At 66.0% G+C, this 22,322-nt stretch carries 16 protein-coding genes and 1 pseudogene; 7 read left to right on the top strand and 10 right to left on the bottom strand.

All coding sequences use genetic code 11. The features are described from left to right. Positions 1 to 363 precede the first annotated feature (363 nt). Complete coding sequence (locus tag ACCQ10_RS00235) at positions 364 to 1,152, top strand: DUF1868 domain-containing protein (protein WP_372361802.1); 789 nt, start codon at positions 364 to 366, stop codon at positions 1,150 to 1,152. A 266-nt stretch (positions 1,153 to 1,418) separates the two neighbouring features. On the opposite strand, the gene ACCQ10_RS00230 is transcribed toward ACCQ10_RS00235, so the two are convergent. The 4 genes from ACCQ10_RS00230 to ACCQ10_RS00215 all read right to left on the bottom strand — a co-directional run bounded on the left by ACCQ10_RS00230 (position 1,419) and on the right by ACCQ10_RS00215 (position 6,342). Next, positions 1,419 to 2,561, bottom strand: coding sequence for a saccharopine dehydrogenase family protein (locus tag ACCQ10_RS00230; protein ID WP_372361801.1), 1,143 nt, complete (start codon positions 2,559 to 2,561; stop codon positions 1,419 to 1,421). A 93-nt stretch (positions 2,562 to 2,654) separates the two neighbouring features. After that, positions 2,655 to 3,224, bottom strand: a complete 570-nt coding sequence (locus ACCQ10_RS00225) for a hypothetical protein (RefSeq protein ID WP_372363192.1) — start codon at positions 3,222 to 3,224, stop codon at positions 2,655 to 2,657. Between the two features lie 997 nt (positions 3,225 to 4,221). Beyond that, entirely contained in the window at positions 4,222 to 5,940 is a 1,719-nt protein-coding gene (locus ACCQ10_RS00220) for a M56 family metallopeptidase (RefSeq protein WP_372361800.1), read from the bottom strand. A 3-nt stretch (positions 5,941 to 5,943) separates the two neighbouring features. After that, positions 5,944 to 6,342 carry a BlaI/MecI/CopY family transcriptional regulator gene (locus ACCQ10_RS00215; protein ID WP_024940429.1) on the bottom strand — a complete coding sequence of 133 codons (399 nt, stop codon included), beginning with the start codon at positions 6,340 to 6,342 and terminating at the stop codon, positions 5,944 to 5,946. A 437-nt stretch (positions 6,343 to 6,779) separates the two neighbouring features. Here ACCQ10_RS00215 and ACCQ10_RS00210 point away from each other — a divergent pair, with 437 nt between their 5' ends. Beyond that, on the top strand, positions 6,780 to 7,628 hold the full coding sequence (locus ACCQ10_RS00210) for a S1 family peptidase (protein ID WP_372361799.1): 849 nt from the start codon (positions 6,780 to 6,782) through the stop codon (positions 7,626 to 7,628). Positions 7,629 to 7,863: 235 nt separating this feature from the next. On the opposite strand, the pseudogene ACCQ10_RS00205 reads toward ACCQ10_RS00210, so the two are convergent. The 3 genes and pseudogenes from ACCQ10_RS00205 to ACCQ10_RS00195 form a co-directional block, all read right to left on the bottom strand. Beyond that, positions 7,864 to 8,088: pseudogene (locus tag ACCQ10_RS00205) on the bottom strand (penicillin acylase family protein); the annotation flags it as partial. Positions 8,089 to 8,098: 10 nt separating this feature from the next. Further along, a complete protein-coding gene (locus tag ACCQ10_RS00200; protein ID WP_372361798.1) occupies positions 8,099 to 9,025 on the bottom strand; it encodes a pirin family protein in 927 nt (308 codons plus the stop codon). Between the two features lie 13 nt (positions 9,026 to 9,038). Beyond that, complete coding sequence (locus ACCQ10_RS00195) at positions 9,039 to 9,449, bottom strand: DoxX family protein (protein WP_372361797.1); 411 nt, start codon at positions 9,447 to 9,449, stop codon at positions 9,039 to 9,041. A gap of 191 nt (positions 9,450 to 9,640) precedes the next feature. Between ACCQ10_RS00195 and ACCQ10_RS00190 the strand changes: the two genes are divergently transcribed. Then, positions 9,641 to 10,513 carry a LysR family transcriptional regulator gene (locus ACCQ10_RS00190; protein ID WP_372361796.1) on the top strand — a complete coding sequence of 291 codons (873 nt, stop codon included), beginning with the start codon at positions 9,641 to 9,643 and terminating at the stop codon, positions 10,511 to 10,513. An 85-nt stretch (positions 10,514 to 10,598) separates the two neighbouring features. On the opposite strand, the gene ACCQ10_RS00185 is transcribed toward ACCQ10_RS00190, so the two are convergent. Continuing rightward, positions 10,599 to 11,474 (bottom strand): LysR family transcriptional regulator, encoded by an 876-nt coding sequence (locus tag ACCQ10_RS00185; protein ID WP_039564152.1) that lies wholly within the window; start codon positions 11,472 to 11,474, stop codon positions 10,599 to 10,601. A gap of 173 nt (positions 11,475 to 11,647) precedes the next feature. On the opposite strand from ACCQ10_RS00185, the gene ACCQ10_RS00180 reads away from it, so the two are divergent. Continuing rightward, on the top strand, positions 11,648 to 12,517 hold the full coding sequence (locus tag ACCQ10_RS00180; RefSeq protein ID WP_372361795.1) for an NmrA/HSCARG family protein: 870 nt from the start codon (positions 11,648 to 11,650) through the stop codon (positions 12,515 to 12,517). 157 nt (positions 12,518 to 12,674) lie between these two features. Here the strand turns inward: ACCQ10_RS00180 and ACCQ10_RS00175 are convergent, their stop codons facing one another. Continuing rightward, positions 12,675 to 15,074 (bottom strand): penicillin acylase family protein, encoded by a 2,400-nt coding sequence (locus ACCQ10_RS00175; RefSeq protein WP_372361794.1) that lies wholly within the window; start codon positions 15,072 to 15,074, stop codon positions 12,675 to 12,677. A gap of 247 nt (positions 15,075 to 15,321) precedes the next feature. Here ACCQ10_RS00175 and ACCQ10_RS00170 point away from each other — a divergent pair, with 247 nt between their 5' ends. Beyond that, positions 15,322 to 15,666 (top strand): hypothetical protein, encoded by a 345-nt coding sequence (locus ACCQ10_RS00170; RefSeq protein ID WP_047697028.1) that lies wholly within the window; start codon positions 15,322 to 15,324, stop codon positions 15,664 to 15,666. Positions 15,667 to 15,795: 129 nt separating this feature from the next. Here the strand turns inward: ACCQ10_RS00170 and ACCQ10_RS00165 are convergent, their stop codons facing one another. Further along, a complete protein-coding gene (locus ACCQ10_RS00165) occupies positions 15,796 to 17,067 on the bottom strand; it encodes a DNA topoisomerase IB (protein WP_372363191.1) in 1,272 nt (423 codons plus the stop codon). 57 nt (positions 17,068 to 17,124) lie between these two features. On the opposite strand from ACCQ10_RS00165, the gene ACCQ10_RS00160 reads away from it, so the two are divergent. Both ACCQ10_RS00160 and gltB read left to right on the top strand, forming a co-directional pair. Beyond that, a complete protein-coding gene (locus ACCQ10_RS00160) occupies positions 17,125 to 17,505 on the top strand; it encodes an I78 family peptidase inhibitor (RefSeq protein ID WP_047697031.1) in 381 nt (126 codons plus the stop codon). A gap of 202 nt (positions 17,506 to 17,707) precedes the next feature. Further along, complete coding sequence (gene gltB, locus ACCQ10_RS00155) at positions 17,708 to 22,180, top strand: glutamate synthase large subunit (RefSeq protein WP_372361793.1); 4,473 nt, start codon at positions 17,708 to 17,710, stop codon at positions 22,178 to 22,180. Positions 22,181 to 22,322 lie beyond the last annotated feature (142 nt).

The raw sequence follows: 22,322 nt of genomic DNA, 5'->3' as shown, positions 1-22,322 counted from the left end.
CATGGCCGCGGCGAAAGCATCCAGGTGGGTCGTGCAGCTGCAACCGGTGCACTCCGAACACATGGCCGCGCTCGCGAAGCCGAGCACGTTGCCAGCGCGATAGGTGCCTTGTTGTCATATCCACGTGCTGTGATCGGCGTGCGCTTGGCGGCGTGCGCGTCAAGTGTGCACAGCGGCAGTGTGCATGTGATCGCCACCTGCGATGCCGGACCGCCGCCTGCAGTGTGGAAGGATGCGCGCACGACAGTGCCGCGGCGGTGCTGTGCAAACCGCTCCACACATCATCGCCCGCAGGCAGACGTACCGCGCGCAACACCGCTTTTTGCATAACCCGTGGATTTGGCCCAAGAATCAGGACTGCGCATGCCGTCACTCATGGACACCCGCCTCAGCCGCCGTCGCCTGATGGCAGCCGCTGCCGGCACCGCGGCATTGGCGATCGCGGTGCCCGCATTGGCCAAGACTTCGCCACCGCCGGATGTGGGCCGCAAATTCCTGCGTAACAGACGGCCGATGCCGTTTGCCGGCAATACCTTCTTGGGGCATCTGGCGCAGCAGGGCGATGGCTACGACAGCTTCAACCGCGTGCTGGACATCTACCGCGAGCTGCCCGCGCACCGCTTCGCCAACAAGTTTGCGTTGCTGTCGCCGAGCAGTTATCACGTGACCTTGCTGGGCGGCGTCAACGAGATCGACCGCGCGCGCGGGCCTTGGCCGAATGATATGGGTCGCGACATGGCGCTGAGCGAGATCAATGCGGCGTTTCTGTCACGGCTGGCGCAACGCACCGCCGCGCCGCTGGGTGCGTGCAGCTTTGTGGTCAACCCGGCAACGGCAAAGACCGGCGCCAACGATAACCTGCTCATCCCGCTGCATCCTGCGGACGCGCACACCGCGCAACGGTTGGAGACCGCGCGCCAGGCGTTGATGACCCTGACCCGGCTGCAGCGCCCGGACTACACCAACTTCCAGTTCCACATCTCGCTCGCCTACCTGTGCGAGACGCTCGATGCCGCGGAGCAAGCGGACTACCGTGCCACAGTGGACGACTGGCTCAAGCGACTCGCGGCAGCCGGCCCGATCACCGTCCCGCACTTCCATTTTTGTACGTTTGCCGACATGGACGCATTTCGGACGGTGCAGGAAGTTTGATGCGCAGAATACACCGATGCCGTTTAGCCCCTCTCCCACCGGGAGAGGGGTTGGGGTGAGGGTGCGCAATCTCGCTTGTCTACAGTGGCCAACATTCTCGATCCAAGCACGTCCGTCGACGTATTGCGGTGTGGGAGCTGCGGTGCTTCCCCGCCCCGCCCCCACTCCGCGCTGGCAGCACAGGCACTCCAACGCACGCGCACAGGTTGATGATGCACATGATCGATCACGTGCCAAAGCTGGCAGACACCGCATACGGTGTTGCACTAGATGCCCTCACCCGCCTCTGACACCTCGGTGGCCATCTGCCACGCAGCAAACTCCTGCGCGAAGTCATCCAGCGTCAGCAGCCCCATGCAGGGATGCGCGCCGATCGGCAGCGGCTGGCCAGCGGCAAGTTTGCGAACCAGCAACACCGCCGCGAAGCACGGAATTTCCGGCCCATGCAGCATGGGCGCGGTGAGGTCCCATTGCAGCTGCAGTGGCCGCGCAGCACCCTGCGCGGCCGTGGCCTGTCCGGTACCGCGCAGCTCCACGCGCATGCCGCCCAGGTCGGTGCCGAAGCGGTCGAACCAGCGCGCGGCGTGCGCGAACACCTCGGCCAGGCGCTGCATCGGCAACGGCAGGCCGCAGCGGCGTAACCATGCGACAACAGCCAGGCAGCGCTGCAGGAACGCCACTTCCAGCGCCGCACGGAATTGCACGGTCTGCACGCCGGGATAACGCTGCGGCAACAGCTCGTGATCGGGCACGTCGCAAGGCGAGGCCAGGCGTGGGGCGAGCTGGGCGAACCGCACCCGCGTGGGCCGTGCCCACCCCACCACCTGCTGCCAGCGACCAGCCTGCCACCAGTGGAAAGGCGTGCCGCAGTACGACAGCACCGCACGCACCGTGGCCAGGCCCAACGGCGTGCCCTGTGCGGGCGCGATGACCATGCGGATCTCCTGCAGCGCCGAAAAGCGCGGCAGCAGTGCGTCGATCACGGCGCTGGACAGTGCCGGCAAGGTGCTGGCCCCGCTGATCGCCACGCGCTGCGCCTGGCGTGCAGTGGCGTCCATCGCGCCGGCGAAGTCACGCACGAACGCACGGCCGTCGGCCAGATCGATGTAATGCATGCCGGCCTGCAGGCAGCTGTGCGCCACCGCGTAGTCCTGGCCCTGGAACGGGCCGGCGGTGTGCACCACCGCATCGGCGCCGGTGGCGGCCAGTTGCGTGGCGAACTCACGTGCATGCGTGTCCAGCCTGCAGGCGGAAATCTGCCCGGGCGCAGCATCGGGCCAGGTCGCATGCACATCGCCCGGATGCCGGCCCGCTGCAATGACGTGAATCTGCGCCGTGGCTGCCAGCGCGCGCACGATGCGCGCACCGAAGTGCCCGAACCCACCCAGCACCACTACCCGATACGTCATTGCCTGCTCGCCGTCTGTGCCTGCGCACAGTATCGGCGAGCGCCGCGTGCGCGCGATACATCCGCACGCAGCCGCGCGGCCTGTGCGGTGCGGCTAACCGGCAATGCGCGTCGCGCGGCCGCTTCGCAAGGCCTCACGCAACACCTTCAAGGCTTGCCGCGTTGCCAGCCTGGATGCGCCGGCCTGCTGGCGTGCCAGCACGGCCTGCTGTTGTGCCAGGGCATGTTGCTGCTGCGCCAGCGCCTGCAGTGCATCGGGCGTTGCCACCTGCTGCTGCGCCGAGGTGGATGCGGCGGCCGATGCGGTGCCCGCCGAAGCCTGCAGCAGGCGCGGTTCCGCGTTGGCAGACAACTGCGCGGCGAGTGCGGCTTGCCGCTCGCTCAAGGCCTGCTGACGTGCGGCCACTCTGGCCTGTGCGTCGGCCAATTGCTGGCTGCGCAGATGCGCCACGCCCAGCTGATGCAGCAGGGTTGGATCGCGGACCAGGTATTGCTTCCCATCGGCACGAAACCACAGCACGCGCGCGCCGTTGCCTGCGTAGCGACGCGCCGTCTGCAGATCATCAAGCGTGCCGTGCATCACTTGGCGATCGCCGTGCACCAGCACGTAGGCGTCGCCTTCGGACGGGATGCTTGCGGTCGCGTTACCGCAAGATCTGTTCACGCTTGCAGGCAGGCGTGCGGGTGCTGCTGGTGCAACCGGTGCCGGGGGTGCAATCGGCGTTGTCGGCGCAGGTGCAGCTGGCAACGCGCGTACTGCACTAACCGCAGGCCGTGCTGATGCAGCTGCACGTGCAGGCAACACGGATGCGACCGGCGCGACCGGAGACATCGCCGGCGCGCGCAATGCAGAAACACCAGGCGAGGCCTGCGCGAAGGTCATATCAGGTGCTGCCGGTACAGTCGTTGCGCTGCCCACAGGCGAAACACGCGCGATGGAGGCAACCGGCATCATCGAAGCACTGGCGGGAGCCGCCAGCAACGGCGCAGTAAGGGAGGTGTGCACCAGGGCAAGCGCAGGCGCCGCAGAGGCGGTTGCGATCGCGGCGGGGCCGGTAACTGCAGCAAGCGCCAGCAGCAACGCCGAACGCAGGCACAGCACTGGAACAGTGGTCTGAATCATGTGAGATCTCCACGAAAGGCACAGGTCGATTGGTGCCGCCTGCGCAAGACACGCCGGCGGATGGAAACAGCGATCACGCGGCCACGGCGTAGCCGACGCTGCAGGCGTCGTCGCGCGGGAGTGCGGGCTGTGGCGGGCCCATGGTGGTGCGGTTGCTGCCTTGCCCGACGCGATGTCGGCGCATTGCACCGGCCGGTGCTGGCGTCAGGACGTGCTGACTGCGGCCGCCTGTCTACCGGCCGTGCACGGCCGGAACTGGAGCGAGGCTGCACGCCACGCGTTACCGCTGTGTAGCTACCAGAGACCAGTGCTGAGGTGACGCGCCATCTGCAGCGACCTCACAACAGTTGGCTCTCTAAGTTCGGCCGCTGCATCCCTTCGCTACCTGCAGCGGCCGGCAAGACGCTGCGAGCGGCCGTCAGCCGATGCGGATGGTTCGCTCAGCAGAGCGCTACGCCCGGAGCCGGAGCGGGCACGTGATCCATGCCGACGCCAGGCACCGGCCACACCTGCCTGACGGTGAGCGCGGTGGCCTGGTTCATGACTCCTGGTTGTCCTGCGCCTGTTCTGCCTCTGCTTGCGCTTGTTCGGCGTCTGCCTGCGCTTGCGCCATCTCGCGTTGCGCTTGCGCGGCTTCCCGTTGCCCGCGCGCAGCCTCGGCGCGGGCCTGACGTGCGGCCTGTTTGCCCATCTCGGCCTGCTGCCGGGACACCTCAGCCGCCTGTCGCACCGCAGCGGCGTACGCGTATTGCGCCTGGCGATGCTGTTGCGCCATGTCGCGGATCTGCTGCTCGGCTTCGCGCGCCTGCTGTTGCGCGTCCTGTTTGGCCTGCGCCAGTTCCGGGCCCAACGCCGCCAGTTGCTCGCGCGCTTCCTGCAGGGCGTCCTGTGCTTCCTGCATCCGGTCCTGCTGCAGTTCAAGGTCGTGGTCGTTGGCAGCGAGCGCATCGTGCACGGCGGCTTGCGCGTCACGGGTGGCATCGCGGCGGATCCGGTCCAGATCGAGATTCCAGCCGCTCTGGGTTGGGTCTGCGTCCTCGTCGTGGAGCGGCTCGGCGCCCAGCACATCGGCAATCACACCATGCGCAGCGGGGGCGGCGGCTTCCGCAGGCAGTGCCAACGCGGGCAATGTATCCATGGGCGCGGCTGCGCCTGCGGCACTGCTGGCAGGGGCGCTTGCCGCGGTGGGCGCTACCGGGGCAGTCACCACCACCGGCCGCATGCGTGGGGACGTCGCCGGCACCGGCATGGCCACCAGACGCAATGGCAGCACTCCGCAGACGGCCACTGCGGCCAGGATCATCGCAGCAGCCAGCCGCGGAAACGCGCGGGTGTCCTGCAACATCGACAACCTGCGTTTCAAACTGAGGAACGATGGCGAAGCGCTCGCAACGCCACCGCGTGGACGCGCCGCAACGCCCAGTTGCAGCAACAGGCGACCGTAGTCATGGCGGCAATGGCGGTGCCCGGCGACCACGGCCGCATCGCAGGCGGCTTCGCGGGCAATGGCATATTCGCGCGCGGCCAGATGCACCAGCGGGTGGAAGAAGAACAGGTGCTGTGCCAACGCCGGCAGCAGGCCCCACCACAGGTCGCGGCGGCGCAGATGGATCAACTCGTGTGTCAACGCCATGTCCAGATCGTCGTCGGCCATGTGCGGCAGGCGTGCCGCAGGCAACAGCAACACCGGTCGCCACGGGCCGATCAACTGCGGCGAATCGATCTGCGACGACAGCCGCAGGGCCGGCGGGTGCGACAAGCCATGCGCCTCAGAAGCCATCTGCAACGCCTGCACCAAGGCGCGGTCGGTGCACGGTTGCGCCGCACGCACCAAGGCACGGCTGCGCAGATACGCGCGCGCCGTGCCGGCGGCCAGCACCAGCACCCCCGCCGCCCACAGCGCCAGCACCACCACAGCGAATGGCGACCAGGCGCCAACCTGCATTGCCTGCGCGGTGGCGCCGGCATGCGCGGCCGTGGATGCCGCGGCGGCGGCGTTTGCCATCGGCGCCAGGCTGCCGGACGAGCCCAGCGCAGTGGTCACGCCATGCGCCGGCAGCACCGGCAGCTGCACCGGGTTGCTCCACACCAGGCCGACCACCGCCTGCACGCCCACCAACCACCACAGCCAGGTTTGCGTGGCCGCCGGCAACCGGCGCACGCCGCGGCACAACGCCCATACCACCAGCACCAGCACCGCGGTCTGCACGCTGGTGGCGCCAAGCTTCCATAACACCGCTTCGATCAGGGGCGACATGACTCAATCCTCCTTGCGCTGCGATTGCAGCTTGGCGACCAATGCTTCGAGTTCGGCCAGCTCGCTATCGCTGACTTCGGCGCGCTGCGACATCCACGCCACGAACGGCGACACCGAGCCCTGCAGGGTCTTTTCCACAAACTGACCCACCGCCGAGCGCACCACCGCGTCCTGCCCGCTGGTGGCGCTGTAGCGATACATGCCGTCCACCTGCTCGCGGCGCAGAAAGCCCTTGGCGCGCAAGCGCTCCATCATGGTCAGCACGGTCGAGCGCGCCAGCCCACGCGGCTCACCGAACGCGGCCGCCACTTCACCGACACTGGCCTGCCGTTGTTCTTCGATGTGTTGCAGCAGGGCCAGCTCCTGGTCCCCGATGGTCTTGCCACGCATGCCGCTCTCCATGACTACATTTGTCGCTACCGTAAGCGTGACGACAACTGTAGTCAATAGGTCGGATGGCAGGGGGCGGTACAGATGAAGAATCAGACGGAAGCCATTGAAGGAAAGGTTCGCCAAGATTGGCGCCTCCGACAGACAGTTCCCCGCTGCAAGATTTACCAACTTGACGGAGCCAACCGAGGCATCAGGGCCGCGTCAGTTATCGACCCTCAGCGGAAAGCCGACTCGAACTTGCTGCTGCGCATGCATGTATCTGAAGGTTGGCGATGGAGTCAAAGGTTGCTACCTGCTTCAGGCATCGTTTTCTGGGCTTCGTCGCGCACCAGCTCGTTTCGTTAGATTGCGTGCCCTATCTTGCGCCTGCTCAATTATCTTGCGCCGGGATCTGCAAGCACATTGCAGATAGGGCTCAGATCAATACCTACAAGGAGTGCGGACACATGAAACGCTGGCTGTTTGTTGTTTTTCTCACCTTTTCATTCGCGGCGAAAGGCGTTGTCATTCGTGCCGATGTTGACGACTCAAATTATCGAGTCGATCAATCAGCGTTTCCAGCTCTGGTGGACATGCCTGGCGAAGGGCATGGCGTCCTTATCGCACGGAAGTGGGTCCTCACCGCCGCACACGCGGCTCCCATGGACGGCATGGATGCGGAGGTGGTCATCAACGGGAGTGCCTACAAAGTTGCTCGGGTATTGGTCCATCCTGGCTACAAGCGCATGCCCGACGCACTGGGCCAAGAAGCGTTGAAGTCCGGCAATCCGTCCAGAATTCATGCCTTTCTGGCAGGTTCGGATGACATTGCTTTGATCGAGTTGGGTGCGCCTGTTGAGCAGGTTGCACCAGTCGCTCTTTATCGAGGCAGCGATGAAGTCACAAAAGTCGCCATGTTTGTAGGAAAGGGGGCAACCGGCAATGGCATCGAGGGGCAGATTCCCGGCTCTCCACATCGCGGCGCGTTGAGGCGGGCCTACAACGCCATTACGGGAGCGAACGACCGCTATCTCTGGTATCGCTTCGATCCCCCTGCACAGGGGCTGCCCCTCGAAGGTGTATTGGGAAGCGGTGACAGCGGCGGCCCGCTCGTGGTGCAAGGTCAGGGCGCCTGGCAACTCATTGGACTGGGATCTTGGATCACGGCAATTCCAGAACACGCCCTAGAAGCTGGGTTCTATGGGCAAATGGTCTACAACGTCCGTATCTCACGCTATGTCACCTGGATCGATGGCGTCATCTGCGCGGCAGAGGGAGCTTCCTGTGCAGGGACTGGCGAGCACCCCAGCCACTAGCGCGTGCTGGGGAAAGAACATGGCGATGACTGCTTCTGGCCGAAAGTAGATCGATGCGTGCGCGGTTGCTGCATCAACGCAGCGCTATCTCGCACTGTTTGCATGTGCTGATTCCATGAAACGGGCGTGTGCTGCGCTTTATCAGATCCACGCAGCACATTCGATGCATCCCGACGACAAGGCGGCAGCACATCTGCATCGCCTACGATGCCTACACGCGCCTTCCAGCAACGCGCTATTTTGCGTGTGTCGGCACCAGATCCACGATCTGCTCGGTCGCCGCGTCGACCGCAGCGCGCGTGGACAGCGGGAAATACGTGCTCTGCAGCCACATTGGTGCGAGGTCGCGGTAATGCGGGCCGGCCGGGTCGCCGGATTGCCCTGGGTCGTCCATCGCGCACGCGTTATCCCGGTTGCCGAGGTCGATGATCAGCCGTGCGGACAGGCCGGATGAGCGGAAATGCCCGCATTTACCTGAAGACCGGGATCGTTCCGGAAGCCGTGGTTCTGTCGCCTGCATCCTTTATTTTCTTTCCGAGCGTCCGGATGCGCTCTTCACCGATGGCCAATGCCCGTGCGTTGGTGTGCACCGAGTAATAGCCAAGGTGCAAGGCGTGCGGATGCGGAATCGCCGAGCCAAGCACGAAGACGGCACTAGCCGTGCCACGTGCTTCAAGCACGATGGGTGCGCCGTCGTCGGCAAACACCACCAGGTCGCCGCGCTGCAGCGGTGTGCCGGCATCGAGCGTGCCGCTGGCAACGGCCAACCACCCCACCAGGTGACCGGCGGGCGGTTTATAGGTCCAGCGCTCGCCGGGCTTCAGTGTCACCAATAAGTAATTGATGCCGTCGGGAGCATCGACCGGACTTTGTGCGCCCTCGTAGTGACCGATCACCACATGCGCTGGCCCAACCTTGGCCATGTGCTGCGCTTGGATGTAGTGGCTCTGCGGCTCCGCCAGTTCCAATGCTGCCGGCAGTGCTAGCCATAGTTGGAAGCCCTGGATGCAGGAAGCATCGGCTGGTAGGGCCATCTCTTTGCCATGCCACACGCCACGGCCGGCGCGCATCCATTCCACGCCGCCATAGCCGATGGTGCCGCGACCACGTGCGGGGTCGTGGTAATGCATGCGACCTTCGGTAAACACCGTGACGGTAGCGATCCCCGAATGCGGGTGCAGCGGCATGTCGGACATCGTATGGATGATGGGCCCTTGCGCATCGAAGATATCGAGGAAGACGAACGGTTTCAGGGCTTGCCCAAGGTCGGAGGGGCTCATGAGTCGCGTGATGGGCCCACCGGCGCCATTGCCGCGCGTCCGGTGGGTGATTGCACGGAGCGGCGGCGACACAAGAGAAACCAGCGGGGAAGAGATCGGCAGCGAAAGCGTCTTCATGGCGCGCTCCTGATCAAGCCGAGCGCGCTGTGCGCAGCGCGGCCGTGATGCGTGCGCGATTCAACCAGGCGATCGTCGCGGTCACCACCATCAGAAAGATGGCCGGCACCGGGCTACCGCCGATGACGAACAGGTGCACGCCGGTCGCGACGAACATCATGGCCGCAAGCACTCCAGCGCTGAAAGCGAATGTCGTCGGCAACAGCAACGCGATGGCGCCGATGATTTCGATCGCACCGGTGACGATGCGAAACCACTGGCCCAGACCGATGTGGTCGAACACTTCGACCATCATCGGAACACCTGCCAGCTTGGCAGCACCGGCAGCGAAGAACGCCACGGCGGCGAAGAGGCGCAAGGTCCAGGACAGACCGTGAATGACACGCCCGGATATGGCTTGCTTGGATAAGGAGGATGTAGGCATGAGATGTTGCTCCAGAAAAGATGGGCTGCGCTTGGTGATTGGCCGGCGTGTGCCGGACGAAGTGAGATCAGAGCGTTCCGCTCGGTGAAACGCTGGCCGTGCGTTCGCCCCTGAGCAAACTGTGGCGTCCCCATTGCCGCTAAGCTAGCCGCGTCACGCGACATGCCGTGTCGCATAAATCGGGACGCAAAATGGAATTCGAGGACCTGCGAACGTTCGTCGAGGTAGCCGACGCAGGCGGAGTGTCGCCAGCGGCCAGGCGCCTGGGCCTTGCCAAATCCATTGTCAGCCGTCGTCTGATCCGGCTCGAGCGAGAACTGGGGATACAGCTGCTCGCACGCACCACCCGCGGCGCTGCCGTCACCGAGGCAGGCGCGACATTTCGAGAGCACGCCGCGCGCATGTGCGCCGAGATGGATGCCGCACGCGAGACCATCCTGCCTGCCGGCGATCTGCGTGGCCGCCTGCGGATTGCGGCGCCGCTGACGTTCGGCCCCACGCATTTGGCCCCCGTGCTCGCCGAACTGGCCAGTCGGCATCCAGCGCTGCAGGTGCATGCCTGCTACAGCGATCGCTTTATCGACATCGTCGCCGAAGGCTTCGATTGCGCAATCCGGCTCGGATATCTCGCCGATTCAAACCTGGTTGCACGTCGCGTGGCGCCAATGCGTGGCAGCCTGGTGGCCACACCCGACTACCTGCGCAGACACGGGGAACCCGACACACCCGCGGCACTGCTGACGCATGAGGCACTGTTGCAGGGTACGGAAAGCTGGCGGTTGATGGACGGCGACAAGATGGTGACGCTGCATCCGCGCGGTCGCTTCAAGGCCGGCAACGGCACCGCGATTGCCTCCGCTGCGCTTGCCGGCCTCGGTATTGCGGCACTGCCGGACTTTCTCATCGCCGATCACCTTGCCTCCGGTGCACTTGTCCGTGTCATGACCAGATATCCACCTCCGGAGGCCGGCCTGTATGTCGTTCGAGCGCCAGCCGCTCACCCTGCGCGCAAGATCCGTGTCTTGACCTATCTGTTGATGGAGCGCTTTGGCGGCGCTGTCTGAAGTTCAGTGGCGGCAACGCTTCAGCAATTTTCGTCCAGCGCCGCCACTGCAGAGGTGCGCGTTCCTGCGAGCGATGGCGCCATCGCTACCCCTTCAACACAAGCGATACGTCCGGATATCTGTCGCACATGAAATCCACGAAGGCGCGAACCTTGGGTGCAGCAAGACGCCTGGAGGTGTGCAACACCCACAGCGCCGGTTCCACGCCGGAGATCGTGCCCCATTGCACCAGTTCGCCGCGCGCAAGTTGGTTCCATGCAATCGACTGCGGAATCAACGCCACACCACCAGCTGCAATTGCCGCGTCGCGGATCATCAGGAATGAGGAAAACCGCAGCCTTGGAATGGGCTCCAGGACCAGGCGCCCGTCATCGAGGGCCCATGTAGTCGGCTGGAAGCTCGACATCACGACAGCGGCAACGGGTGTGATCGTGCTGCTGGTAGGCATGGCGATGCCGGGCGCGGCCACGACCACCAGGCGATCCTTGGCAAAGCAGCGGCCAACCAGGCTGCTGTCCGGGCTTGGGTTGATCCGGATGGCCACATCGTACTGTTCTTCCACCAGATCGACGGTTCGATCTTCCGCCACTACCTCAAGCACGATCTCCGGATAGGCCGCGCAGAACTCCGCGCCGATACGGCCCATCGCCAGCTGCGAGAACAGCGCCGGTGCTGCCACGCGCAGACGCCCGCGCGGCACAGAAAGGCCCTCGCGCGCGGCGGCCATGGCCTCGGCCACCTCGCTCAGCGGCACTTCGGTACGGTCCATCAGCAGTTGCCCCGCTTCGGTGAGCTTGAGGCCGCGTGGGCTGCGCTCCACCAGCCGCACGCCCAGGTGCTCTTCCAGCTCGGCAATGCGTCGCGACAACGTCGCCTTGGAGCGGCCACTGGCGCGACTGGCCTTGCCCAGGCCCTGGTTGGCAGCGACCAGCGCGAAATCGATCAGGGCATTGAGATCCATGGTGTTCCACATTTGAGACGGGTCGTCTACATCTTGGCGTCTTCGTACTGTCGGTGCAACGGCATATGGTTTCCCTACCGCGACGCACCGGCCACACCGCAACGCGCACCACTCCTCCCGCCGGCTAGTCGCGCTGACCCCGTCATTCCTCACATCACACCAGGAGATTCACCATGAGCATTCTCGTCACCGGTGCCACCGGCACTGTCGGTTCCCTCGTCACCCAAGGCCTGGCCGATGCCGGCGCACAGGTCACAGCGCTGGTTCGCCAACGGGGCAAGCGCCCCTTCCCGGCAGGTGTCACCGAAGTGGTGGCAGACCTCACCGACGTCGCGTCGATGCGCGCGGCACTGGCATCGGCGCGCACCCTGTTCCTGTTGAATGCGGTCACCCCCGACGAAGTGACGCAGGCACTGATCGCCTTGAACCTGGCCAAGGAAGCCGGCATCGAACGCATCGTCTATCTGTCGGTGATCCATGCCGATACCTACACCAACGTGCCGCACTTCACCGGCAAGCACAGCGTTGAACGCATGATCGAACGCCTGGACATCCCCGCAACCATCCTGCGTCCGGCGTACTTCATGCAAAACGAAGGCATGGTGCAGCAGACGATCACCGACTACGGCGTTTACCCGATGCCGATCGGCGCGAAGGGCATCGCCATGATCGATGCACGCGACATCGCCGAGATCGCCGTGATCGAACTGCTGCGCCGCGACCGCGCAGACGGCCCGCTGCCGCGTGTGACGCTCGAACTGGTTGGCCCGCAGGCGCTGACCGGCGCGGATGCTGCCAGGGTGTGGAGCGCAGCGCTCGGCCGTGAGATCGCCTACGCCGGCGATGACGTAGCGGCCTTCGAAGCGCAATTGGCTAGCTACGGTCCGTCCTGGCTGGCCTATGACATGCGCCTGATGATGGCCGGCATCCAGCGCTTTGGCATGCACGCGGCCGAGGGCACGGTTGAAACATTGCAGGCCATGTTGGGACGCCCGCTGCGCAGCTATGCAGACTTCGTGCGCGAAGCGACGGCGCGGGCGTGATCGCTAATGCACAGCACGCGCGCACGTTGCGCGCTTGCTGTGCACCGTGCGCAAGAGGCCGCGCTGCATGCCATGACGCTGCAGTACGGCAGCGTTGCTTCACAGCGCAGTCCGGTTTTCACCACGCGTGTTGCGAAACATCCGCCGATCGATACCGTCAACGCGCCTGCGCCGGCACCAGATCGAAGACCTGTTCGGTTGCCGCATCCACCGCAGCGCGCGTGTACAGCAGCGGAAAGTAGCGGCCCTGAAGCCACAGCGGTGCGAGGTCGCGGTAATGCGGGCTGGCCGGGTCGCCGGACTGGCCGGGGTAGTTCATGGCTCTTGAGTTGTCCCAGTTGCCCAGGTCGATGATCAGGCGTGCAGAAGGGCCGATGGTCTGGCGGAAATCGGCCGGGTCGTAGCTGGATTGATTGGGCGTATACGGGCTGCCGCCCTTGGCGAACGGGCCGACATCGAGCAGCGTACGGTCGGCGCCGGCCACCGCGCTCATCGCATGTGAAACCTTGTTGGTGTGCAATGTTCCCCATTGCCATTGGCTGGGATCGGGGCCCTGCAGTGCGACCAATGCCTGGTACGCGCTGCGCAACGACTCCAGCAGCAGCTGGTCGCGGCGCGCTGCAGGCGTGGCACCGAACGCGGCGCCGGGATGCTCCAGCGCATCCAGCATGGCCGCGGCATCGGGCGCGCCGAAGCTGGCGGCCTCTGACGGGCGTAGTCGCAGCGCCTTGTAGGCATCGCCGAGGTAGCGGCTGAACCAGACCTCTTCCAGCGCTGCGGCAGCAGACGCTGCGCCGACCTCGCCATTCCATGGGCGCAGCAACGCGAGTGCGGCGCTTGTTGCAGGGTCCTGCGACTGCAGCGGCTTCAGCAGCGCGACCAGGCGCTGCGCCGGCAACGAGACCTGGTCGTTCTGCAATTTTTCCGAATCCTCCAAGGTCACCTTGGGCAGCTGCGAGAGCACCTGGGTGATGCGCGCATGACGTGCGTCGTTGGCCCACTCGAAGCCGAGTTTGCGCTGCGCAATAGGGTAGTCCTTAGGCAGGTTCATCTCGTTGGAGGTGGTGATGAAGCCGGTTTTGGGATTTTGTGACGAGGGCAGCGCGTCGTTGTTCCAGAAACCGTTCCACTCATACCGCCCATCGCCGGGCACCGGCAGCAAGCCATCGCCGTGATCGCGGCGCGGCGTCATGCCCGCAGTGGCCCAACCGATGTTTCCTTCGACATCTGCGTAGACCTGATTGACCGACGGCGCGCCCCAGTGCGCGAGCGCGGCCTTGAATTGCGCAAACGAGGCGCTGCGCAGATAACGCAGCGAACCCAGGTACGGCGCGGCGCCGGGCTGGCTCCATACCGACCGCAGCGCGTACGCCAGATGTCTTTCGGCATCGGTATAGATCACCGGCCCATGCCGGGTGAATTGCAGCGCCACCGTCACCGGGGCTGCGCCACGCACGGCAATCCGTTCGTGCTCGGTACGCAGCGGCTCCCACTGGCCCTGGTACCAGTACGCCGCGTTGTCGTCGCGCAACCGATAGACGTACAGATCCTCCTGGTCGATGTTGAAGATGGTCAGGCCGAACGCGCTGGTGCGGTTATGCCCGATCGCAATGCCGGGCGCGGTGGGCTCGCCGGCACCGATGATGTCCAGGCCGGGGCTGGATAGATGCACGAAGTAGCGCAGGCTGGGCACGCTGTAGGCCCGATGCGGGTCGTCCGCCAGCACCGCATGGCCGGTGGCGGATTTTTGCGGCGCGATGACCCAGTTGTTGCTGCCTTCGGCGGAAGCTTCTTCACCAATGGTCGAAGGCCTTGCGGCAATTGCCGCAAGCGGCGTGTCGGCGCTCAGCTTCGGGCTTTGCGTTGCGAGCTCGTAGACCTTCAGCACGTCTTTCGGCAGGCAGGGGTGCAGGCCATCCGGCAACGCGGTGGTCCAGGCCGGCTGCAATGTCAGGCGCACCGCATCGACCGCCAGTGAGGCCTTGCAGGCCACATTGGCGCGCGCAACTTCGCTCTTGACGTTACGGCTCAGGCCGGTGGTGCGGATGCGCAGCACATCCTCCGGCGCCCAGCGTTGCGGGCGGTACCCCAGCTTGCCGAATTCGTAGGGCAGCGCCTGCGGGTGGCCGTCCAGCCACGCGATATAGGCGTTGATGCCGGCCACGAAGCGGCCGACATCGCGCCGGGCGTCGGGCCCGTAGCTGTCCCATTCGCGCGCCATGTCGCCGCGGTAGAAGAACAGCCGCGCGGCGCGATCCTGTTCGACGTACGCCGGCCCGAAGGCATCGGACAGCCGACCCAGGCCCTTGCGACGCAGCAGATCCAGCTGGAACAGCCGGTCGCGCGCCACGTTGAAGCCCTGTACGAAGAACGCGTCGTTGTCGGTCTTCGCATACAGATGCGCCACGCCCCAGCGATCAACGCGAATCTGCGCCGGCTGTTCGAGACCGGCAACTGTCATGGTGGTCTGGCGGGGCAAGGGCGCTGCGCGCGCGACGACCGGCGCCAGCGCGCTGCAGGCCAGGCACAGTGCACACAGCAACGCGTTGATGGTCATGCTACCGATCCCCTTTGGTGACGCATCGCAGCCTGCACCTGTCGCAGCATGGTGCGGCGCGTTACACCGGAAGCGCTAGCGTCGCAAGCGAATCGCCGTGGGCGATCATTGGCCCACCTATCTCAATGCACTGATGACAGCTGGCAAGCCTGGGCAGCCTATCTGAAAGGAAGGTGGCGCAGCGTCTTCATGCCACACCAACAACGGGTTCTTCACGCTTGCGCCATTCTTCCGCTGGAGACGCCCGATGATTCGCACCCTCGCCCCGCTTGCCGCCGTGCTGCTGCTCTCGGCCTGTGCCTCCAACCAGGTCGCGCAGGTGCAGCCCATCGATGGCGTCATCTCCGGCCAATGCCATATCGAAAAGGTCCGCGGCATCGTGGGCCTGGCCGCAGCCGCGCAGACCATCGAGCGCGCGCGCGTGGACAGCGACAGCCTGCAGGTGAGCGTGCGCCGCGGCGAACGCACCACCGGCGGCACCACCGCCAGCGGCCTGGCCGACCCGGCGCAGGGTGCCAGCGAAAGCGGCGGCGACCACCTGAGCATCGAAACCGGCCCCACCAACAACATCACCGCGGTGTATTGCGGCTAAGGAATCGGGAATCGGGAATCGGGAATCGGGAATCGAAAATCGAAAATCGAAAATCGAAAATCGAAAATCGAAAATCGAAAATCGAAAATCGAAAAGCATCGCCGCTTTTCGGTCCCGGGTCGCTCCCGCTCACTTGCGCTTGGAAGCGCCCTTTGTCGCCGTCTTGAGCTTGGCGCGTGAGGCGGTGAGGAACTTCAGCGTGGCCGCCTCCCATTGCCGCTCGCCACGCACGCCATTGGCCATGGCCTGCAGCTCGCCGGCGCGCCAGCCTTCGAACACGCAGGGGTCGATGTAGGCCTTGCGGCACACCGACGGCGTATTGCCCAGCGCGTCGGCCACCTCGCGGATGACATCGTTCTGCACCTGCTTGAGCGCGCGCTCGCTGCTGCGCTCGGGCAACGGCAGCCGCGCCAGGCGCTGCAGCGCCGCCAGCGTGCCGCCCCAGGTGCGGAAATCCTTGGCGGTGAAGTCCTCGCCCATCGCCTCGCGCAGGTAGTCGTTGACCTCGCCCGAGTCCACCGGCTGCAGCTGGCCATCGTCGTCGCGGTACTGGAAGAGCGACTGCCCCGGCAGCTGCTGGCACTCGCGGATCAATTTGACCAGGTGCTTGTCGTCCACCTCGATCTCGTGATCCTGCCCGCTCTTGCCGCGGAACTTGAGCCGCGCACGCCCGCCCTTGAGAAACTCCATGTGCCGGTTGCGCAGCGTGGTGAGCCCGTAGGAGCGGTTGCTGCGCGCATATTCGGCATTGCCCACGCGCACCAGGGTGTCGGCCAGCAAGGCCACCACGATCGCCAGCACCTTCTCGCGCGGGAAGCCCGGCAGCGCCAGATCGCGTCGCAGGCGCCGCCGCAGTTTGGGCAATGCAGTGCCAAAAGCGATCACGCGCTCGAACTTGCCTTCGCCACGCACCTGCGCCCAATCGGCGTGATAGCGGTATTGCTTGCGCCGCCGCGCATCGCGGCCGGTGGCCTGCAGATGCCCGTTGGGCTTGGCGCAGATCCACACCTCGGTGTACGCCGGCGGGATGGCCAGCGAGCGGATGCGCTGCAAGGTGTCCGCATCGGCGATGCGATCGCCGTCGGCGCTGCGGTAGCTGAAACTCTTGCCTGCCTTGCGCCGGCTGATGCCGGGCTGCTGGTCGTTGACATAGATCAGCCCGGCCGCGCGTGCGGTGGCCTTGGCCTGCGCGACGGCGGCCACGGTGGCGACGGCAGCGCTGGCCACCGCCGCACCGGTGGCGACGCTGGCGAGCTTGCCGACGGTGCTGGCCGTGGTGGCGGCATTGCGAAGAACACGTTTGGCTTTCATTGCGCACACGTCGAGGGACTGGCGCCGATTGTTGGGCCGGGCAGGACTAGGCCGCGTCAACGCAACGACAACGCCGTGTGGGCATGCGATGCCCGTCGCGCGACTTTGTGCTTATGCTTGGGGCATCCCCCTTTGCTGGAGTCATCGATGCGCGCTGTCCTGCCTATTGCCCGCCTGGCCTGCACCCTGGTCGTGCTGACTGCATTGACCGCCTGCAACAAGCCGCAACCCGATGAGCAGGAAGCGGTCACCGCCACTGCCCAGCACGCGGCCGAACAAGCCTCTGCGCCTGCGCCGGATGCCGCGCCGGACGCCCCGCCGATCGGCAGTTGCGATGCCACCCAGGTGCAATCGCTGGTGGGTCAGGCGTTGACCGATGCGGTGAGCGAACAGGCGCGCAGCGATGCGGGCGCCAAATCGGTGCGCGTGCTCAAGCCCGGTCAGATGACCACCATGGAATTCAACGGCGAGCGGCTCAATCTGGAAGTGGACGCCAAGAACGCCATCGCTTCGGTGCGCTGCGGCTGAGCACGCCCTGGCGCCTGTCGCCGGACAGGCGCCAAGCCAGCTGGCACAAGGGCTTTCAGCCGGCCTCGTTGCAGCTGTAACGGTGTATTGCGGCACCGCATCAACTGTGGTCTAGTCGATCATCCGGTGACCTCTTCGAAACGCTCCACGGATCGAGCGCTGCAACGTCGTCGCCGCTCTCCTAGATCGCAACGAGGCACACATGGCCCCCCGCACTCGCCAAGGGCTCCACGACGACGGTCTCTACAACAGCGTGCGCGATGAGCGCGACGCCTGTGGTTTTGGCATGGTCGCCCAGCTGGACGACCAACCTTCCCGCTCGCTGGTGGACACCGCGATTGCGGCGCTCTCGCGCATGACGCACCGCGGCGGTGTGGCCGCCGACGGGCTCACCGGCGACGGCTGCGGCTTGCTGATCCGCAAACCCGATGCGTTCTTGCGCGGGCTGGCACGCGATGCCGGTATCACCCTGGGCACGCGCTATGCGGCCGGTGTGGTGTTCCTGCCGCTGGACGAGGCCGAGGCCGCGCGATGTCGCGCCGAACTGGAAACGCAGTTGCACAGCGCCGGCGTGCAGTTCCGTGGCTGGCGCGTGGTGCCCACCGACGACAGCGTGTGCGGCCAGCTGGCGCGCGACACCTTGCCGCGCATCGAACAGGTGTTTGTCGATGCCGGCGCCGAGCAGACCGAAGACGGCTTCACCCTGGCGCTGTTTCTGGCGCGCCGTCGCGCCGAGCAGGCGCTGCATGCGGTCGACAACTTCTACGTCACCACCCTCTCGCCCAATGGCATCAGCTACAAGGGCATGGTGCTGCCGGACAAGCTGAGCACGTTCTACCCCGACCTGCAGCGCAGCGACCTGTCCTCCAGCGCGATCGTGTTTCACCAACGCTTTTCCACCAACACGCTGCCGCGCTGGCCGCTGGCGCATCCATTCCGCCTGCTCGCGCACAACGGCGAAATCAACACCATCGAAGGCAACCGGCGCTGGGCGCAGGCGCGCAGCAAGGTGTGGCAGACCCCGCGCTTCGATATCGCCGAATTCGACCCGGTGATCTCCATGCACGGCTCCGATTCGCAGAGCCTGGACAACATGCTGGAGCTGCTGATCGCCGGTGGCATGGACCTGCTGCAGGCGCTGCGCATCCTGGTGCCGCCGGCGACCCAGTCGCTGGAGTTCAAGGACGCCGATCTGGCCGCGTTCTATGAGTTCTATGGCCTCAACACCGAGCCGTGGGATGGCCCGGCCGGCATCGTGGCCTGCGACAGCCGCTATGCGGCCTGCATGCTGGACCGCAACGGCCTGCGCCCGGCCCGCTGGATGCTGACCTCCGACCGCCACTTCCTGGTGGCCTCCGAAGCCGGCGTGTGGGAGCTGCCCGCCGAGCGCATCACCCGCAAGGGCAAGCTGGGCCCGGGCGAGATGATGGCGATCGATCTCAAGCGCGGCGACCTGCTCGATTCGGACGCCATCGACCGCATCAACCGTGCGCGCGCGCCGTACAAGCAATGGCTGCAGCAGGGCGTGACCTACCTGCAGACCGAATTGATCGACCCCTCGCTGGTGGAAGAACCCTTCAGCGAGCAGACCCTGCGCAGCTACCACAAGCTGTTCCAGCTCAGCACCGAGGAAGTGGAGCAGGTGCTGCGCCCACTGGCCGAAACCGAGCAGGAAGCCACCGGCTCGATGGGCGACGACACCCCGATGGCGGTGCTCAGCCGCCAGACCCGGCCGTTGTACGACTACTTCCGCCAGGCCTTCGCGCAGGTCACCAACCCGCCGATCGACCCGCTGCGCGAAGGCATCGCCATGTCGCTCACCACCCAGCTCGGCAAGGAGACCAACATCTTCCATGCCGGCGCGGAGACGGTGAACCACGTCATCCTCAACTCGCCGGTGCTCAGCCAGCGCAAGCTGCGCCAGCTGCTGAAGATGGAGCAGTACGTCGAGCGCAACCGCCTGATCGACCTGTCCTACAGCGTGGAGGAAGGCCTCAAGGCCGGCTTGGAACGCATCTGCCAGGAAGTGGAAGCCGCAGCGCGCGCCGGTGCGGTGATGCTGCTGCTCTCGGACCGTTACCCGGTGCCGGACCGGCCGATGGCGCATGCGCTACTGGCCACCGGTGCGGTGCATCACCACCTGTGCAAGGTGGGCCTGCGCTGCGACGTCAACCTGATCATCGAAACCGGCACCGCGCGCGATGCGCATCACATGGCCTGCCTGCTCGGCTTCGGCGCCACCGCGGTGTACCCGTACCTGGCCTACCAGACCCTGTTCGACCTGGGCCGGCGCGGCATCCTGCAGCTGAGCAAGGGCGGCGAGCAATCGCAGATCGGCCGCCGCTACCGCAAGGGCATCTACAAGGGCCTGTCCAAGATCATCTCCAAGATGGGCATCTGCACCATCGCCAGTTATCGCGGCGCGCAGTTGTTCGAGATCGTCGGGCTGGACCCGGACGTGGTGGAGCTGTGCTTTGCCGAAACCCCCGCACGCATCGGCGGTGTGGGCCTGGCGCGGCTGGACACCGAGGCGCGCGAGCTCACCGCACGCGCCTGGAACGACCAGCTCAAGCCGGAAGTGGGCGGCCTGCTCAAGTACGTGCACGGCGGCGAGTACCACATGTACAACCCGGACGTGGTCATGACGCTGCAGCGCGCCACCCGCACCGGCGACGCCGGCGACTGGCAAAAGTACGTGGACGCGGTGCATTCGCGCCCGGCCTCCACGCTGCGTGACCTGGTCCAGCTCAAGCGCGCCGACACCCCGACCCCGCTGGACGAGGTGGCCCCGGCCGAAGACGTCCTGCGCCGTTTCGACACCGCCGCGATCAGCCTGGGCGCCTTGTCGCCCGAGGCACATGAAGCGCTGGCCATTGCGATGAACCGCCTGGGCGGGCGCAGTAACTCGGGCGAAGGCGGCGAAGACCCGGCCCGCTACGGCACCGAGAAGCGCTCCAAGATCAAGCAGGTGGCCTCCGGCCGCTTCGGCGTGACGCCGGAATACCTGGTCAACGCCGAAGTGCTGCAGATCAAGGTCGCCCAGGGCGCCAAGCCCGGCGAAGGCGGCCAGCTGCCCGGCCACAAGGTCAACGAATTGATCGCCCGGCTGCGTTACGCCAAGCCCGGCATCGGCCTGATCTCGCCGCCGCCGCACCACGATATCTATTCCATCGAAGACCTGGCCCAGCTGATCTACGACCTCAAGCAGGTCAACCCCACCGCGCTGGTGTCGGTGAAGCTGGTGGCGCATGCCGGCGTCGGCACCATCGCCGCCGGTGTGGTGAAGGCCGGCGCCGACCTGATCACCGTGTCCGGCCATGACGGCGGCACCGGCGCCAGCCCAGTCAGCTCGATCCGCTATGCCGGCGTGCCGTGGGAACTGGGCGTGGCCGAGTCGCACCAGGCGCTGGTGGCCAACGACCTGCGCGACCGCACCATCCTGCAGACCGACGGCGGCCTGAAGACCGGCCTGGACGTGGTCAAGGCCGCGTTGCTGGGCGCCGACAGCTTCGGCTTCGGCACCGCGCCGATGATCGTGCTGGGCTGCAAGTACCTGCGCATCTGCCACCTCAACAACTGCGCCACCGGCGTGGCCACCCAGGACGAGCGCCTGCGTGCCGGCTACTTCACCGGCCTGCCGGAGCGGGTGGAGCACTTCTTCCGCCTGCTGGCCGAGGAAGTGCGGCAGTGGCTGTCGTACCTGGGTGTGCGCTCGCTGGACGACATCGTCGGCCGCACCGACCTGCTCGAACAGCTGGAGGTCTCGCCACGTGCCGGGGTCAAGGTCGATCTGTCGCGCCTGCTCACCCATGCGCGCTACGACGGCAGCCACTGCGCCGCCCAGCGCCTGTACGAATCGCCGGACAGCCTGGCCACGCAGATGGACGGCCTGCTGGCCGATGCGATCGCCAACAAGCGCGGCGGCGACCATCGCTTCCTGATCCACAACACTGACCGTTCGATCGGTGCGCGCCTGTCCGGCGCCATCGCACGCGTGCACGGCAACCACGGCATGAGCGATGCGCCGTTGAACCTGCGCTTCCGCGGCACTGCCGGGCAGAGCTTCGGCGCGTTCAATGCCGGTGGCCTGCAGCTGGAGCTGGAAGGCGAAGCCAACGACTACGTCGGCAAGGGCATGGCCGGCGGCCGGCTGGTGGTGCGTCCGCCGCGCGGGGCGCGCTTCGAGGCGCGCAGCACGCCGATCGTGGGCAACACCTGCCTGTACGGCGCCACCGGCGGCGAGCTGTTCGCGGCCGGGCGCGCGGGCGAGCGCTTTGCGGTGCGCAACTCCGGCGCGCTGGCGGTGGTGGAAGGCGCAGGCGACCACTGCTGCGAATACATGACCGACGGCGTGGTGCTGGTGCTGGGCAAGGTGGGCCTGAACTTCGGCGCCGGCTTCACCGGCGGCCTGGCCTATGTGCTGGATATCGAGCGCGACTTCGTGGACCGCTACAACCACGAGCTGATCGACATCCACCGTGTCTCCGCCGAAGGCTTCGAGAACCATCGCCAGCACCTGCATACCCTGATCAGCCGCCACCGCGAGCTCACCGGCAGCATATGGGCGCAACAGATTCTGGACGAGTTCCGCGACTACATCGGCAAGTTCTGGCTGGTCAAACCCAAGGCCGCCAGCATCGAGTCGCTGACGGAGTCACTGCGGCGCGCCGCCTGAGTTGTGCTCTCCTCTCCCGCCTGCGGGAGAGGGGTCGGGGGTGAGGGCGTGTGCCCGCCCACCCTTATCCGCCCCCTTCGGGGCACCTTCTCCCGCAGGCGGGAGAAGGACCGCAGTCGCAATGCTGGCAGCAGATCGTCAG

The sequence above is a fragment of the Xanthomonas sp. NCPPB 1325 genome (assembly GCF_041477645.2).
GTDB lineage: Bacteria > Pseudomonadota > Gammaproteobacteria > Xanthomonadales > Xanthomonadaceae > Xanthomonas > Xanthomonas cannabis.
Note: the sequence above shows the minus strand (reverse complement) of the source record. Positions and strands in the feature narration are given on the sequence as shown.